At 52.2% G+C, this 15,879-nt stretch carries 17 protein-coding genes, 1 tRNA gene and 1 other RNA gene; 7 read left to right on the top strand and 12 right to left on the bottom strand.

From position 1 onward, the window contains the following. Positions 1-63 precede the first annotated feature (63 nt). Positions 64-2,592 (bottom strand): glucans biosynthesis glucosyltransferase MdoH, encoded by a 2,529-nt coding sequence (gene mdoH / locus ENTMO_RS0109140; RefSeq protein WP_010429594.1) that lies wholly within the window; start codon positions 2,590-2,592, stop codon positions 64-66. After that, positions 2,585-4,120 (bottom strand): glucans biosynthesis protein MdoG, encoded by a 1,536-nt coding sequence (gene mdoG / locus ENTMO_RS0109135; RefSeq protein WP_010429591.1) that lies wholly within the window; start codon positions 4,118-4,120, stop codon positions 2,585-2,587. Before mdoG ends, mdoH begins: the two co-directional genes overlap by 8 nt. Positions 4,121-4,393: 273 nt before the next feature. Between mdoG and mdoC the strand changes: the two genes are divergently transcribed. Continuing rightward, positions 4,394-5,530: a glucans biosynthesis protein MdoC gene (mdoC, locus tag ENTMO_RS0109130; protein ID WP_029485032.1), complete on the top strand. Its 1,137-nt coding sequence runs from the start codon at positions 4,394-4,396 to the stop codon at positions 5,528-5,530. Positions 5,531-5,555: 25 nt separating this feature from the next. On the opposite strand, the gene ymdB is transcribed toward mdoC, so the two are convergent. The 5 genes from ymdB to csgB form a co-directional block, all read right to left on the bottom strand. Then, positions 5,556-6,098 (bottom strand): O-acetyl-ADP-ribose deacetylase, encoded by a 543-nt coding sequence (ymdB, locus tag ENTMO_RS0109125; RefSeq protein ID WP_010429585.1) that lies wholly within the window; start codon positions 6,096-6,098, stop codon positions 5,556-5,558. A gap of 77 nt (positions 6,099-6,175) precedes the next feature. After that, entirely contained in the window at positions 6,176-6,496 is a 321-nt protein-coding gene (locus tag ENTMO_RS0109120) for a type 1 fimbrial protein (protein WP_010429582.1), read from the bottom strand. Positions 6,497-6,660: 164 nt separating this feature from the next. Next, positions 6,661-6,993 carry a curli assembly chaperone CsgC gene (gene csgC, locus ENTMO_RS0109115; protein ID WP_010429579.1) on the bottom strand — a complete coding sequence of 111 codons (333 nt, stop codon included), beginning with the start codon at positions 6,991-6,993 and terminating at the stop codon, positions 6,661-6,663. A gap of 60 nt (positions 6,994-7,053) precedes the next feature. Further along, complete coding sequence (gene csgA / locus ENTMO_RS0109110; RefSeq protein WP_010429577.1) at positions 7,054-7,509, bottom strand: curli major subunit CsgA; 456 nt, start codon at positions 7,507-7,509, stop codon at positions 7,054-7,056. A gap of 39 nt (positions 7,510-7,548) precedes the next feature. Beyond that, positions 7,549-8,004, bottom strand: a complete 456-nt coding sequence (csgB, locus tag ENTMO_RS0109105) for a curli minor subunit CsgB (RefSeq protein WP_010429575.1) — start codon at positions 8,002-8,004, stop codon at positions 7,549-7,551. Positions 8,005-8,761: 757 nt separating this feature from the next. Between csgB and csgD the strand changes: the two genes are divergently transcribed. The 4 genes from csgD to csgG are packed head-to-tail and all read left to right on the top strand — an operon-like array spanning position 8,762 to position 11,109. After that, complete coding sequence (gene csgD / locus ENTMO_RS0109100; protein WP_010429571.1) at positions 8,762-9,412, top strand: biofilm master transcriptional regulator CsgD; 651 nt, start codon at positions 8,762-8,764, stop codon at positions 9,410-9,412. 4 nt (positions 9,413-9,416) lie between these two features. Continuing rightward, positions 9,417-9,806: a curli production assembly/transport protein CsgE gene (csgE, locus tag ENTMO_RS0109095; protein WP_010429567.1), complete on the top strand. Its 390-nt coding sequence runs from the start codon at positions 9,417-9,419 to the stop codon at positions 9,804-9,806. A gap of 26 nt (positions 9,807-9,832) precedes the next feature. Beyond that, positions 9,833-10,249, top strand: coding sequence for a curli production assembly/transport protein CsgF (csgF, locus tag ENTMO_RS0109090; RefSeq protein WP_010429564.1), 417 nt, complete (start codon positions 9,833-9,835; stop codon positions 10,247-10,249). A gap of 26 nt (positions 10,250-10,275) precedes the next feature. Continuing rightward, positions 10,276-11,109 (top strand): curli production assembly/transport protein CsgG, encoded by an 834-nt coding sequence (gene csgG, locus ENTMO_RS0109085; RefSeq protein ID WP_010429561.1) that lies wholly within the window; start codon positions 10,276-10,278, stop codon positions 11,107-11,109. A 43-nt stretch (positions 11,110-11,152) separates the two neighbouring features. Here csgG and ENTMO_RS0109080 read toward each other — a convergent pair whose 3' ends face one another. From ENTMO_RS0109080 to ghrA, 4 genes are all read right to left on the bottom strand, one after another. Further along, on the bottom strand, positions 11,153-11,635 hold the full coding sequence (locus tag ENTMO_RS0109080) for a DUF1097 domain-containing protein (RefSeq protein ID WP_143350036.1): 483 nt from the start codon (positions 11,633-11,635) through the stop codon (positions 11,153-11,155). A gap of 96 nt (positions 11,636-11,731) precedes the next feature. Next, complete coding sequence (locus ENTMO_RS0109075) at positions 11,732-12,286, bottom strand: TorD/DmsD family molecular chaperone (RefSeq protein WP_010429557.1); 555 nt, start codon at positions 12,284-12,286, stop codon at positions 11,732-11,734. Positions 12,287-12,305: 19 nt separating this feature from the next. Continuing rightward, entirely contained in the window at positions 12,306-13,043 is a 738-nt protein-coding gene (locus tag ENTMO_RS0109070) for a phosphatase (protein WP_010429555.1), read from the bottom strand. A gap of 84 nt (positions 13,044-13,127) precedes the next feature. After that, on the bottom strand, positions 13,128-14,066 hold the full coding sequence (ghrA, locus tag ENTMO_RS0109065) for a glyoxylate/hydroxypyruvate reductase GhrA (protein WP_010429553.1): 939 nt from the start codon (positions 14,064-14,066) through the stop codon (positions 13,128-13,130). A gap of 232 nt (positions 14,067-14,298) precedes the next feature. On the opposite strand from ghrA, the gene ENTMO_RS0109060 reads away from it, so the two are divergent. Further along, positions 14,299-14,386 (top strand) — tRNA-Ser (locus ENTMO_RS0109060). 44 nt (positions 14,387-14,430) lie between these two features. Continuing rightward, positions 14,431-14,567: non-coding RNA, RtT sRNA (locus ENTMO_RS25175), on the top strand. A gap of 294 nt (positions 14,568-14,861) precedes the next feature. Here the strand turns inward: ENTMO_RS25175 and phoH are convergent. Beyond that, entirely contained in the window at positions 14,862-15,650 is a 789-nt protein-coding gene (gene phoH / locus ENTMO_RS0109055) for a phosphate starvation-inducible protein PhoH (protein WP_010429550.1), read from the bottom strand. Positions 15,651-15,879: the final 229 nt, after the last annotated feature.

The following is a 15,879-nucleotide window of genomic DNA, read 5'->3' as shown; positions in this document are numbered from 1 at the left end:
CCGGCCTCGCAGCCGGTATTTTATCTGGCGGGTGCACTTCGCTTACCCGCCCTACTTAGCAGCTTACTTCGCCTTCAGCGCCAGCGGATTCAGCTTCAGCTCTTTGTAGTAGCCCACCCACGAAGAGTATTTCTCTGGAGCAGACCACACGCGATAGTGAAGCCTCGCCATGGTGACCGGGTCGCTCAGCAGCACCAAACGGCGGTCGCGATTGAGTTTTTCCGGCGTCTCGTTCAGCGCCTGCTCAACGTGGCGATCGCGGGCGATCTCCAGCACCTGGCTGGCGCGGTGACGCGCGGTCGCCATTGCCATCGCCAGGGCGTTGAATGACGGGTTAAACACCGCGTGCATAAAGCCATCATCCAGCGAACGGCTGCGGTTCTGCTCCAGGTACTTGGCGGTATCCACCAGCACCTGCGGCGGGGAATACTCTTCCGGGATCAGGAACAGCTTCCAGCGTTTGGTACGCAGCCCTACCGTTGAACGGCTGGAGATCACGGACACAAACGGCGACAGGATCAGCGAGAAGACAATCGGTGCCAGCCAGAACAGGAAGCGCAGATCCAGCCACGCCATCCCCGCAGCCCACACCAGACCGAGCAGCAGCTGCGAACCGTGACGCATGAAGGCTTCGCTCCACGGGGTGGAGTCGTCATCACGCTGCGGTGAATTCCAGACCACTTCCCAGCCCAGGAACGCGCTGACCACAAACACGGTATGGAACAGCATGCGCACCGGCGCCAGCAGCACGGAGAACAGCACTTCCAGCAGCAGCGAGAGCGTCACGCGGCAGAAACCGCCATACTCTTTCGAGCCTTTGCACCAGATCAGGATGATACTGAGCAGCTTAGGCAGGAACAGCAGCACCATTGTCGACGCAAACAGCGCTATCGCCAGCTCCGGACGCCACTGCGGCCACACCGGGAACAGCTGGCGCGGTTGCAGGAAGTATTGCGGCTCCGTCAGGGCATGAACCACCTGTAAGGCAGTCGACAGCGCCAGGAACATAAACCACAGCGGAGCAGAGAGATAGGACATCACGCCGGTCAGGAATACCGCACGGTGAACCGGGTGCATCCCTTTCACCAGGAACAGGCGGAAGTTCATCAGGTTACCGTGGCACCATCGACGGTCACGCTTGAGCTCATCCAGCAGGTTCGGCGGCAGTTCTTCGTATGAGCCTGGCAGGTCGTAAGCAATCCAGACGCCCCACCCTGCGCGGCGCATCAGCGCTGCTTCCACGAAGTCATGCGACAGAATCGACCCGGCAAAAGACCCTTCACCCGGCAGCGGCGCAAGCGCACAGTGCTCAATGAACGGCTTCACGCGGATAATCGCATTGTGGCCCCAGTAGTGGGATTCACCCAACTGCCAGAAGTGCAGACCAGCCGTAAACAGCGGGCCATACACACGGGTCGCGAACTGCTGGCAACGTGCGTAAAGCGTGTCCATTCCGGACGCTTTCGGCGAGGACTGAATGATACCGGCGTTCGGGTTGGCTTCCATCAGGCGGACCAGACCGCTCAGACAGTCACCGCTCATCACGGAGTCGGCATCCAGGACCACCATGTAGCTGTACTGATTACCCCAGCGACGGCAGAAGTCATCGATGTTACCGCTTTTACGCTTCACACGACGGCGGCGGCGACGGTAGAAGATCTGGCCTTCGCCCTGCACTTCCGCAATCAGCTCCATCCAGGCTTTTTGTTCTGCAACGCAGATATCCGGGTTATAGCTGTCGCTCAGGATGTAAACGTCAAAATGCTCGGCGTTACCGGTCGCCTTAACAGACTCCCAGGTTGCGCGCAGCCCCGCAAACACGCGGTCAACGTCTTCGTTACAGATAGGCATAATCAGCGCAGTACGGTGCTCAGGATTGAGGGGCTCATCCCCGACCGTTGACGCTGAAATACTGTATTTATCACGCCCCATCAGCAGTTGCAGGAAGCCCATCAGCGCGGTCCAGAACCCCGCCGAGACCCAGCAGAAGAGAACGGCAAACAACAGCAGAATGCCGCTTTGCAGAATGTACGGCAGCAGCTGCATGAAGGAGACCCAGATATCCTGGCCTACCATGTCAGCTGGGTTGATCAGCGCCCAACCCTGATACGGCAGAATGGTCTTCATGTACCAGGTTGCCACCACCGTCTGCGCCAGCGTCAGCAGTAACAGCGTGTAGCGACGGATCGTTCCGACGGTACGCCACTTCTGCTCTGAGGCCTGCTCTTCTTTGGTCAGACGCGACAGATAGCGCGGCGTGACGTCACGTCCGCGCAGGCGATCCCAGAAGCGACCCACCGGGTTGGTGCGCCATGGATCGGGGAACATAGAAGAACGCGTGGCTTTCGGCATCGCCTGAAGCTGGTCGCGCCCTTCGTCGTCTTTAATCAGCTGTCCTTCTGCCAGCGAGTCTGGCCAGGCCTGCTCCAGACGCGCCTTTACTGACCCCAGCGGCGTATCATCATCACGTGTAAACTGACGATGATCGCCATCCAGCGCGGTGTGTACCGCACGGATGTCGCTTTTAGGCAGTGCCGCTTTTTCAATGTCCGTCAGCGGCATGGCATCAATATATTCAGATGTATTATTCATTGGCAGGTAGCTGATAGCTCCAGGTTTCACTCAGCGGCTGATCGTTGCTGACCAGCGCGGCGCGCATTTCAGTGGTCTGTTTCGGATCTTTCACTTTCACGCGCAGGGTCAAACGCCACCCTTTCGTTACCGGGTTGTAACGTACGGCATTTTCAACGATCTCACCGTTATCACCGATGCTCGCCTGCGCAGTCACGGCGGTATCCGGGGACAGTTTTTTCATGTCCTGGCCCGCGAAGTCCACGATGAAAGCTACGGTACCGTCAGGCTGACGGATCAGGTTTGACTGCTTCACATCACCCGTTGAACGGCGAGTCTGCATCACATACGCGTTATCCGGCGCATGCAGTTTGTCTTCGTCACGGCTAAAGGTGATGGCGTATTTGAAGTTCATCTCTTTACCGGCTTCCGGAAGCTGGTCCGGGGTCCAGTAAGCGACGATGTTATCGTTGGTTTCATCGTTAGTTGGAATTTCAACCAGCTCGACTTTCCCTTTACCCCAGTCACCTTTCGGGGTTACCCAGGCACTTGGACGCTGATCGTAACGGTCATCCAGGTCTTCAAAGCGAGAGAACTGACGGCCACGCTGCAGCAGACCAAAGCCCTGCGGATTTTCCATCGCGAAGCTGCTCACCGCGAGGTGTTTCGGGTTATTCAGCGGACGCCAGATCCACTCGCCGTTACCGGCATGGATAGAGAGACCGTTAGAGTCATGCAGCTCCGGGCGGAAGTTGGTCGCCGGAGACGGCTGGTTCGGCCCGAACAGGAACATACTGGTCAGCGGTGCAACGCCCAGCTTGCCCACTTTATCGCGCAGGTAAACTTTGGACTGCACGTCAACGACAGTGTCGCGTCCCGGCATGATCACGAAGCGATATGCGCCTGTTGCACGAGGGGAGTCCAGCAGCGCATAGATTGTCAGACGTTTATCCGTTGGTTTAGGACGCTCGATCCAGAACTCGCGGAAACGTGGGAATTCTTCACCTGATGGCAGCGCGGTATCAATAGCCAGACCACGTGCGGAAAGCCCGTACACCTGCCCTGCGCCAATCACGCGGAAGTAGCTGGCACCGAGCATGCTGACGATTTCGTCGTTTTTATCTTTGCTGTTAATTGGGTAAAGCACTTTGAAGCCGGCGAAGCCCAGGTCCTTAACCGTGTCTTTGTCGTGCTGCACATCGCCGAAATTGAAATAATCCGGGCTGTACTTGATTTTACGTACCGCGGTTGCCGTCACTTCATTGATAGCAACAGGCGTGTCGAAATACATACCCTGATGATAAAATTCAAGCTTGAACGGGGTTTTAACGTTGTTCCAGTATGCTTTGTCGTGATTGAACTGGATCTGCTGATAGTCCGCGTATTTCATGTCACGGAAAACGGAGGGCAGGTTACTTTTTGGCGCTTCGTAGCTCTTGCCAGCCATAGACTTGGCCTGTTTAGCAACGTCATCGATGGTAAAGGACCAGGCCGATGAGGTATACAGGGACAACAACACTGCCGCACCCAACCAACGCATTTTCATCATTTGTGATTTATGTTTCATAATAAGTAAGCACTTCCCCCTTTGTGTGCTTAATTCGATCCGATCCATTTTAATGGAAACTCAGGCAATCCGACAACATTATCACTGCTTTGTTCAGCTCGCTGGCTCAGGGATTAAGCAAATGAAAGAACCCGCTTTTCACTTTGCGTGCTTATCCTGGAGACAGGGTGTCGGTCTTGGTGTAGGGTTGGCTTCGAATGTAACCATTATGCGTCTTAGGGATAAGACGATTAGTCTGAGAATGTACTGAGTTATATGAGCACAACACCCGTACAACGTGAATATTTCCTCGACTCGATCCGGGCATGGCTGATGCTATTGGGGATCCCGTTTCACATTTCATTGATTTATTCCAGCCACACCTGGCACGTGAACAGCCAAATGCCCTCCTGGTGGCTGACGCTGTTTAATGACTTCATTCACGCCTTCCGTATGCAGGTGTTTTTTGTCATATCCGGCTACTTCTCTTATATGCTGTTTTTGCGCTACCCGCTTAAGCGATGGTGGAAGGTGCGCGTAGAGCGCGTCGGCATACCGATGCTCACCGCCATCCCGCTGTTGACGCTGCCGCAATTCATTATGCTGCAGTATGTGAAAGGCAAAGCGGAAAACTGGCCTAACCTGTCGCTGTATGAAAAGTACAATACGCTGGTCTGGGAGCTGATTTCACACCTTTGGTTCCTGCTGGTTCTGGTGGTTCTTACCACTGTCAGTCTTGTCATCTTCAGCCGTCTGCGCCGTCATTTAAGCGCTACGTCAGACACTTTCTTTGCCAACATAACGCTCGGTAAACTGTCCCTGCTCTTTTTGGTACTGGGGATTGTCTACGCGGCCATCAGACGCACGCTGTTCATTGTTTATCCACCTATCCTGAGCGATGGGCTGTTTAATTTCGTGGTGATGCAGTCGCTGTTCTACATTCCTTTCTTCCTGGTGGGAGCGCTGGCGTTTGTCTATCCGCAGTTAAAAGCGTTGTTTACCCAACCGTCGCCCTGGTGTGCCGTCGGCGCAGCCCTTGCCTTCGCGGCATATCTTCTCAATCAGCGCTACGGCAGCGGTGACGCGTGGATGTACGAAACGGAGAGTGTCATTACCATGCTGCTGGGCTTGTGGATGGTGAACGTGGTGTTTGCCCTCGGTCATCGCCTGCTGAACTTTAAATCCAGCCGCGTTACCTATTTCGTTAATGCATCACTGTTCATTTATCTGGTGCATCACCCGTTGACACTGTTCTTCGGTGCTTACATCACTCCGCATATTGCTTCCAACACGCTGGGCTTCTTCACCGGGCTGGTCTTCGTGATTGGGATTGCCATCGTGCTGTACGAGATCCACCTGCGTATCCCGCTCCTGCGGTTCCTCTTCTCCGGGAAACCGCAGGTTAAAGCCTGATCGAAAAAGCGGCGCCGCTTTTATATCAGCCGTCCAGTTCTTCTCCACGCTGGGTCAAAAGCCTCTGGTAGAGATGCGTCGTTTCTTCGTCGAAACAGACAAAGATGACCTTTTCCGGCATGGGCTTCAGGGAAAGGTAGTGGTACACGGTATTCACCGCAATGGTCGCGGCAGCCGCTTTGGGATAGCCATAAACACCGGTGCTGATGGCAGGAAACGCCAGGGTTTTATAGCCATTGTCCGCAGCGAGGCGCAGGCAGTTACGGTAAGCATCCTCAAGGATCCGTGCCTCGTGGTGCTCGCCCCCCTGCCACACCGGTCCCACAGCGTGAATAACGGCTTTGGCGGGCAGATCCCCTGCCAGCGTAATCACGGCATGCCCCGGCGGACATTCCCCCTGTTGTTGACGCACGGCCTTGCAAGCTTCGAGCAATTGCGGCCCGGCAGCGCGATGAATAGCGCCATCCACGCCGCCTCCCCCCAGCAACGAGGAATTCGCTGCATTGACGATCACATCAACATGTAACGTTGTGATATCGCCGTGAATAATCTCGATTTGCGGTCTCATACATTCCCCCTGCTACCCGCCTTTTTCTTAAGTGTATCGCAGAGGGGAGGGTCAGAAAAAACTATCGTTTAAAACGGCTAGCGATATTCCACCTTAACAACGGCCAGCGTTTTTTCAGGATTGAGATACTGCATACTCACGGATGCCAGTCCTGGATAGGCTGAGCGCCCATTCAGTGCATCCTCATAGCTGACCATTCGGGTCTGGATACGGTTATTTTCCGGGCAGGACATCGCAAACTGACGATGCTGAGGGGTAATCTCACAGGGATCGGCAACAATGGCACCACGGAAATGGATAACACCGCCTTCAACAATCGTTGCTGAAAATGCGGGTGTCATATAAGCCGAGACGATCAGGCTAAAACCTGAGATGAGCAGAGCGGTAGATTTGGTCACAAGTTGTACTCCTCAAAATAAATCATCCTTGAGGGGTAAAAGCGCTCCAGTATGACAACGCGGTAGCCGGTAATTGAACAGCGAAACGTGTTCAGCTCCTGATAACATCATAGTTACACCTTTCAACTCCCGCCACATTCCCAAATCATTGATTTTGTGAATGATTAAAGCGAGCGTTCTGCAGGCGACCATTGTTGTGATAAATGCAGCGATTTTCCGTCAGAGACGGTGACCGTAATGTTCACCGTATCCCCTGTGCCAATATTTAAACTCAGTCTCATCAAATCAATCGTCTGATTAGCGGGTATAGAAAAGGTATTTTGCTGACGTGAGGTACTTTGTCCTCCCTCCCCCTGGCGAACGGACAAAATTTGAACCTGACAATCGCACGCGTGTGTCAGGGTGACCTGCGGAATAATGGTGGTCATATTTCCCTGCTGAGATGTTTTAAAGGTTATTTGGCTGGAAAGCGCGGCAAGGAGAATTAACGTATTCATGATGAACTCCCGAAAAAAAACAGGGCAAATGCCCTGTTTTTTTGTAGCACAGATTTGAAATCAGTATTGATGTGCGGTCGCATTGTTGCCAAAGCCGACCTGATGCACGGTAACAGTTGATCCAGATGCTGTCTGGTCCACTGCCGCACCGTTGCCGCCACCATACTGTTTAACATCGATGACGGAGTTTTTGCTGTTCCACTGGTCAATGGTTGCGCTGTTACCAAAGCCTTTCTGCAGCAGATCGATGGTGCTGTCATCAGATCCTTGTCCAACATCAGCACCGTTACCGCCGCCATGCTGGGTAATTGTCAGTTCTGAATCTCTTGCATCCGTTTGCAAGGCAAGAGCAGAGTTGCCGCCACCAAACTGGTAAATGCTCAGGGTTGAGTCAGGACCGCTATTACCACCACCGCCGTGGCCATGACCGTGGCCGCCAAATTGAGGTACCGCACCTGCGAAAGCACTGCCAGAAACGATGATTGCTGCAATTGCTGCCACTTTAAAAAGTTTCATGGTAAACCCCCATCGGATTGATTAAGTCGCCACAACGCCCTAACGTTGAATAACGCGGATGGCCATTTGTGACTGTCTCTGCACTACAACTGCTGTTTTCTGCGTACCATACTGCGTAATACTCGCTCTGTTAGCCGACCCTTTTTGGATAATCATTGCGGTATTACCAAAAGCGTCCTGCTTAATACTCGCGTCATTACCATTTCCATCTTGATCGATATAAGCAAGGTTATAAGTTCCTGATTGATCAACCTTCGCTCGGTTGCCTCCACCCTCCTGAGAGACAACGGACATTAATTTGGAACCGTCCTGACGAATATCAGTAGAATTACCTGAACCTTGTTGACCAATAATGGCTGCCTGATTATAGGAGGACTTACTTAATTCATTAACCGCAAAGTTATATTCAGAACCGGCTAAGTCCGAACTGCCTGCGGTTACAAATCCAGGCGCACCCAGCAATGTAAACATCATAAATAACGTTCTGTTTTTCATGTTGTCACCCTGGACCTGGCTATACACAAAATAACGTTTCTTCATGCATAAACGCGAATCGTTTTTTTGTTAACGTCGCGTTACGAAAAAGAGTATGTCTGCCGAAACAATTTAAATATCTCACCCGCGCGGCTTATTTTAATTAATGACTTCACCTCAAAGTATTAATTCCGGTAAAAATACGCTGACAGACGTTAGGTTTAGCGCGAGAAAAAAATCGTCTCTCTCAGATCCTGTACAATGGCAGGTTTCTTGTCCAGCCTTACGTAGCCTGGCTTCACCACACCCACGCGAGACAATTTGAAGACCTTGTCACACAGAGTGAGTTTTCTTAAGAAGGAATAGCCTGATGAGGGAAGGCTTAGTTTTCTTATGTATCTCATACCTTTTACCGGCGGGGTAAGAATTATAAATCCACTATTTTTTCAGGCGGTTATAATTATTTGTATGATTTTTAAAATGTGTGCAGTGTTATTCTCATGTACAACTTTTCTCTTAAACAAAAACTAATTTATTACCCCAAATACACAATTTAATATTGAATTTTACATTTAGTTACATGATTAACACTTGCTTTAACGTTTGTAATAGCTAGATTGAAAACAGTAGTAAGTCATTTTATTTTTATTTCCGTTCTCCTCTGGAGGAATGGTTTGATTCTACACACAGCAGTGCCACATCTGTCAGTGCTTCTGGTATTCCTTATCTATTAATAAGGGATAGCTGCCAGGTGTCATAAATAAAGTGGGGTTTCATCATGTTTAATGAAGTCCATAGTTTACATGGTCATACATTATTGTTGATCACCAAACCTTCTTTACAAGCGACAGCATTATTGCAGCATTTAAAGCAATCTCTTTCATTGAACGGGAAATTGCATAACATTCAACGTTCTTTTGATGACATTGCACCTGGTAGTATCATTCTTCTCGATATGATGGAAGCGGATAAAAAGCTGATCCATTACTGGCAAGATAACTTAAGCAGGAAAAACAATAATATCCGCGTGTTATTATTGAATACCCCTGATGAGTATCCTTTTAGAGACATAGAAAGCTGGCCGCATATCAATGGCGTGTTCTACGTCACTGAAGAAGAGAATCGTGTTGTGGAAGGCTTGCAGGGCATCTTGCGAGGCGAATGCTATTTCTCGCAAAAGCTTGCCAGCTACCTCATTACACACTCCGGAAATTATCGCTACAACAGTACAGAGTCTGCACTGCTGACGCATCGTGAGAAAGAGATCCTGAACAAGTTGCGCATTGGTGCTTCAAACATTGAAATCGCCCGTTCGTTATTTATCAGCGAAAATACGGTCAAGACGCACCTTTATAATCTTTTCAAGAAGATAGCTGTTAAAAACCGGACTCAGGCAGTTTCATGGGCAAACGATAACCTCAGGCGTTAATAGCATGAAACGCACGTTGAGTTGGATTGCTGCAGCAGGTTTCCTGCTTGCGGCCGGGAATCTCCAGGCAGTGGAAGTTGAGGTTCCCGGATTGTTAACCGACCACACCGTCACATCTATAGGGCACGATTTCTACCGCGCCTTCAGCGATAAATGGGAAAGTGACTACCCCGGTAACTTAACAATCAACGAACGGCCCAGTGCACGGTGGGGAAGTTGGATCACAATAACAGCCAATCAGGATGTTATTTACCAAACCTTCCTGTTCCCCACCAAAAGAGACTTCGATCAGAACGTCGCTTTTGCCCTGGCACAAACAGAAGAAGCTATTAATCGTCTGCAGTTAGATAAAGCCCTGCTGAGTACAGGCGATTTAGCAAAAGATGAGTTCTAGCAACGATACTTATTTCGGAGGCTGTAATGCGTCTCGCACACACAGTGATTTCGTTAATGCTCATTGCACCGCTAAGCTGGGCCGGGAATATGACCTTCCAGTTCCGCAACCCTAATTTTGGCGGCAACCCGAACAACGGGGCATTCATGCTTAACGAAGCCCAGGCTCAAAACTCTTACAAAGACCCAAGCTTTGACGACGATTTCGGTATCGAAACCCCGTCAGCGCTGGATAACTTCACCCAGGCCATCCAGTCGCAAATATTAGGTGGCTTATTAACCAATATTAATACCGGTAAACCCGGCCGCATGGTGACTAACGACTTTATCGTCGATATCGCCAACAAAGATGGGCAGCTTCAGTTGAACGTAACGGATCGCAAAACCGGAAAAACATCGACAATCCAGGTGTCGGGTTTGCAAACCAGTTCGACTGATTTTTAAACAACCCCAAAATAAGGACAATTATCATGCAGCGCTTTTTGATCATTGTTGCAGTGTGCTTATTGAGCGGTTGTTTAACTGCTCCACCCAAAGAAGCCGCTAAGCCAACATTAATGCCTCGGGCACAAAGCTACCGCGATTTAACCCATCTGCCGACACCAACCGGTAAGATATTTGTCTCGGTATATAACATTCAGGATGAAACAGGACAGTTTAAACCGTATCCGGCAAGTAACTTCTCTACGGCCGTGCCGCAGAGTGCAACCGCCATGCTGGTCACTGCCCTGAAGGATTCACGCTGGTTTATTCCTCTGGAACGCCAGGGATTGCAAAACCTGCTGAATGAACGAAAAATCATCCGCGCCGCACAGGAAAACGGAACCGTTGGCGTGAATAATCGAATGCCACTTCAGTCGCTTACCGCGGCCAATATCATGGTGGAAGGCTCGATTATCGGTTACGAAAGTAACGTGAAATCGGGGGGAGCAGGTGCGCGTTACTTCGGTATCGGTGCTGACACCCAGTATCAACTCGACCAGATTGCCGTCAACCTGCGCGTGGTTAACGTGAGCACGGGTGAGATCTTATCCTCCGTGAACACCAGCAAAACCATTCTCTCGTATGAAGTTCAGGCCGGGGTATTCCGCTTTATCGACTACCAGCGTTTGCTGGAGGGTGAAATTGGGTATACCTCTAATGAACCGGTGATGCTGTGTCTGATGTCGGCTATCGAAACCGGGGTTATCTTCCTGATCAACGATGGTATTGATCGCGGGCTGTGGGATCTGCAGAACAAATCAGAAGCGCAAAACCCGGTACTGGTAAAATACCGCGATATGTCGGTGCCGCCGGAATCCTGATCGAAAGCGCATAAAAAAGGCGAGATCCCTGTCTCGCCTTTTTTTATTCACTCACCGCAGTGATGTTTTGCGCTTTTTCTCGCCGCGCTGCCAGCCACAGGCCGCTGTTTTTCATGGCATAGCCGAAGAGAAGTCCCAGCGCCAGCGAGGGAACGACCAGCTTCCAGTCCCCCTGCCCTGCAAAGGTCGCGCAGGCCCCCATGAACGTGCCCGGTACGAACGACAACAGCAAATGCTTTGCCTGAACGCACATTAAAAATGCGACCACGCCCGTCATGACATAGCCCAGGATCTCCAGGTGAGGCGCCAGCGCGCTGCCCTTCATGATCACCAGCGCCCAAATCACACCGCTCATCAGGGTACATCCGGAGATGAATAGCCCTTTGACGCCGCCCTGCGGGCAGGCGAAATAGGCGGTGCAGCCGAGGAACCCGGCCCAGCTGAGCAATCCGAGAGACACGGCCACCCATCCCCAGATACCGGAGAGAATGCCTGTTGTCAGTGCAATACAAAGTAATATGTTCATGGCGCGCATCTTAGCAGAAGCGCGCCATAGAAATGCGATCAGAAGCACACTATGTGCAAGTTGAAATGTATCGTTGCAGAATTTTTGTGATCTAAATCACTCTTCATTCTCTTCTTCAAGCTCATCCCGCATCGCAGCAATCGCATCACGCGTCAGCGGTGCCAGGGTTCTCCAGAATGGCGAGGTGGCGTGGGCTTCAACTTTACCCAGGAACGTCCCAACCCACGGCAACAGATAGGTTTCAAACAGGGTTTCGATGGCTTCGTTCTCGTCATCACCGGCATTGTCTTCGAGCCAGGAGGCCGCAAGCAGCAGCGTACCGATGTGATCGGCTGGCGTATCGCTCAGCGGCATTCCGCGCTCGGAGAGAAACGCACGCACTTCTACTTCCGTCGCCCCTTCCTGCCAGGCAGAACGGTACGGCGAAACACGGCACTCGTCACCGACGAACAGCGCATTGTAATCCGTTGAAATCTGCTGCATGTCGCAGCTTTTTTGCAGACGTTCCAGCAAATCATCCTGTTCCAGCGGCCAGTTCTGCGCCAGCTTGCCTTCACGGATCAGCGTGAAAAGCGGAACCAACAGCGGGTCTTGCGGCTGGCGATAATAGAGCGTACCCAGCACGCGGCAAAGGATGGAGAACTCGTTCATTTTTTATTCCATTACACAATTAAAGATCGGCAAATTCGGCAATCGGCTCCATTCCGCGCGACTCGAGGAAATCGAGCATGCGGCGTGGCGTCACGTTCAGGATTTGCGCTTCCGGGAAACCAACGTCATTTAATACTTTCATACACTCACTGAAATCACCCAGCGTAAACGCGGTATGAGAATCGGACCCCAGCGCCACCAGCCCCCCCGCAGCACGCACGGCGGCAGCCACTTCGCGACAGTTGGCTTCACTGCCCTTACGCGAGTGAACAAAGGAGGAGTTATTAATCTCCAGTGCCACGCGGTGTTTCGCTGCCGCCTGCGCGACAGCCTGAATATCAATCGGATACTTCGGGTTACCGGGATGGCTGATAATGTGCACATTGCCGCTGGCAATGGTGGCAATCATCGCCGCGGTGTTGGTGTCCTTATCCTGAGGCGCAAAGACCGGCTCATGGAAACCGGCAAGGATAAGGTCAAGAGAGGTCAGCATCGGGCCGGTGCAGTCGATCTCACCGTCGGTATTTTTGATGTTCGCCTCAATGCCGCGCAGTATCCCGATACCGTCCACCAAACGTGGCCAAATCCGCATATTCACAAAATGCCAGTAGTGCGGCGCATCCGCCATATCCGGGCCATGATCGGTAATCGCAAAAAGCTTGATGCCCTTGAGCTTTGCCTGGGCGATATAATCATGGAGGTTACTATACGCGTGGGTGCTGGCGACGGTGTGCATATGCAGGTCTACGGGATACATCTTTCTCTCCTCTGCGGTTTTTCCAAAGGATAGCAGTTATCAGCGGCGAATATTAGCAAAAACCCGGCGAACGCCGGGTTTCCATTAGTAGCCGCGCTCTCTGTCGACCTGTCCGGTCACCGGGTTACCCTTTTCCATTTCGCTGATGGTATGGGATATATACGCCACCGCTTCAGCCGGACGCGTCACGGCAGCCACGTGTGGCGTCATCGCGACGCGCGGGTGCGCCCACAGCGGGCTTTCCGCTGGCAGTGGCTCACGGCTGTAAACGTCCAGCATGGCACCTTTGAGCTTTCCGCTGTCCAGGGCGTTCAGCAGATCGCCCTCCACGACATGGACCCCGCGCGCGAGGTTCATCAAATAGCTCTGCTCGGCTAACTGGTTCAGGAGAGTGCTATTGATAATGCCCACCGTTTCGGCGGTATTCGGCAGCAGGTTGATAAGCACGCGAGTCCCTTTCAGGAACGCAGGAAGCTCATCCGTTCCGGCAAAACTCTCGACGCCCGGATAATCCTTACGGCTGCGGCTCCAGCAACGTAGCGGGAAGCCCCACGGAGCGAGTACTTCTGCCACTTTTGAGCCGAGCACACCCGCGCCGAGGATCCCAACGGTAAAATCTTCATGTCGATAATCCGGCAGCGGCTCCCAGTGGGAATGCTGTTTAAAGGCCTGATAATCGTCAAAGCGGCGGAACCAGTGCAGCACCTGGCTCACGGCATACTCCTGCATCTGCTGGCCCATTCCCGTATCTTCAAGACGGAACAGCGGAATATTGTCAGGCAGCATTTCTGGATGCGCTTTCAGTTTACTGAGGATCGAATCAACCCCCGCACCCAGCGCGAAAACCGCCTTCAGCTTGCGGCCCTGCAGCATCTCAACCGGCGGGTGCCAGACCAGCGCATAGTCGGCATGTTCATTATCGCCACGTTTCCACTCGCGTACGCGTGCGCCGGGCAGCGCCGCCGAAAGTGCGTTAATCCAGTAAGCGGTATCAAATGTAGGGTGATAGAAGAGAATATCCATGGTCATTCCTGCCTTTTAGTGCGCTGTTTTGTTTTCATTTTCAAGTGGATTGCCAGCATAACAAATTTATCAGGAAACCGCGTTGCTGATAAAAGAGGCGCTTTGTGCACATTTAGGAATCAGGTTGCTTGAAGTTTGTCTAAATACGCTAAATTACTGAAAAAGTGAGTTGACGCCAGTTCGGCTTTTCCTTACATTAGCGCCCGTCCCGGCAACAACGGGATGACAATATGGTGAGGTGTCCGAGTGGCTGAAGGAGCACGCCTGGAAAGTGTGTATACGGCAACGTATCGGGGGTTCGAATCCCCCCCTCACCGCCATATTTAAGATGAGAGCTCGTACGAAAGTACGGGCTTTTTTCTTTTATATTCTCCGAAAGGGGGGATGAGAATCCCCGACCGGGGTTCGACAACTGGCGACAGCCAGTTGGACAGACTGAGAGCGCAGCGAACAGGCTGCCCGCAGGGCGAGCTAAGCGAGTCAATCCCCCCCTCACCGCCATATTTAAAGAAGAGCTCGCATGAAAATGCGGGCTTTTTTTTCGCATATTGCATGCCTGCGGGGGGATGAGAATCCCCGACCGGGGTTCGACAACTGGCGACAGCCAGTTGGACAGACTGAGAGCGTAGCGAACAGGCTGCCCACAGGGCGAGCGAAGTGAGTCAATCCCCCCCGGTGCTATATGCAGCTCGATGCGGCCTGAGCCCCTCACCCTAACCCTCTCCCCAAGGGAGAGGGTATAAAATGCACAAAAAACAAAGCCCGGTTTCCCGGGCCTTGAACACAACAGCAAACTCAATAATACGCTTGCAGCGTGCGCTGACAGAGCGCCGAGCGCACGCAGTCATCTTTGGTGAAACGTACCACCCCAATCATCTCATCTTCCTCAAAACGTGACATGGCGTCGCTTAATCCGGATTTAACGCCGGACGGCAGGTCACACTGGGTAATATCGCCGTTAACGATAACCGTCACGTTCTCCCCGAGGCGCGTTAAGAACATTTTCATTTGCGCTGCGGTCACGTTCTGAGCCTCGTCAAGAATGACGACCGCATTTTCAAATGTACGTCCGCGCATATAGGCGAACGGCGCGATTTCCACCTTGCCAATCTCTGGTCGCAGGCAGTACTGCATAAAGGATGCACCCAGTCGCTTCACCAGCACGTCATAAACGGGCCTGAAGTACGGGGCAAACTTCTCCGAAATATCTCCGGGCAAGAAGCCGAGATCTTCATCAGCTTGCAGTACCGGACGGGTAACAATAATGCGTTCCACGTCCGTATGGATCAGCGCTTCCGCCGCTTTGGCTGCACTAATCCAGGTTTTCCCGCATCCGGCTTCACCGGTTGCAAAGATGAGCTGTTTACTCTCGATAGCATTCAGGTAGTGCGCCTGAGCCTCATTGCGCGCAACAATTGGAGAATTATCACGGCTGTCTCGGGCCATGCCAATTGCTTCTACGCCACTCATCTGCACAAGCGAGGTGACCGATTCTTCTTCACGCTGTTTATGGCTACGTGAATCCCGTCTCAGCACACGTTTTGCTTCGCGACGAGCTTTGATCACTGCTTTTTGTCTTCCCATGGATAGCACCTTGAGTTGTTGGTATTCATCACACGCGCCAGCTTCGGCACGATTATGCGCACGAACATCAGAGGGTTGGCTTCCTTGTAAGCCATTGCTTGCTTTACCGGATGACGATACAGAATAGCTACGCGCACCAGTCTGCACGTCGGTGGAATCAGATTCTTGAGGTGAAGGGGAGAATTTAGTGGTGAGGAAATCGCTGCCGGAGTCTGAGCCTCCGCGCCGG

Origin of the sequence: Enterobacter mori LMG 25706, from assembly GCF_000211415.1 — a bacterium.
GTDB classification, from domain to species: domain Bacteria; phylum Pseudomonadota; class Gammaproteobacteria; order Enterobacterales; family Enterobacteriaceae; genus Enterobacter; species Enterobacter mori.
This window is presented reverse-complemented; position numbering and strand designations above follow the sequence as displayed.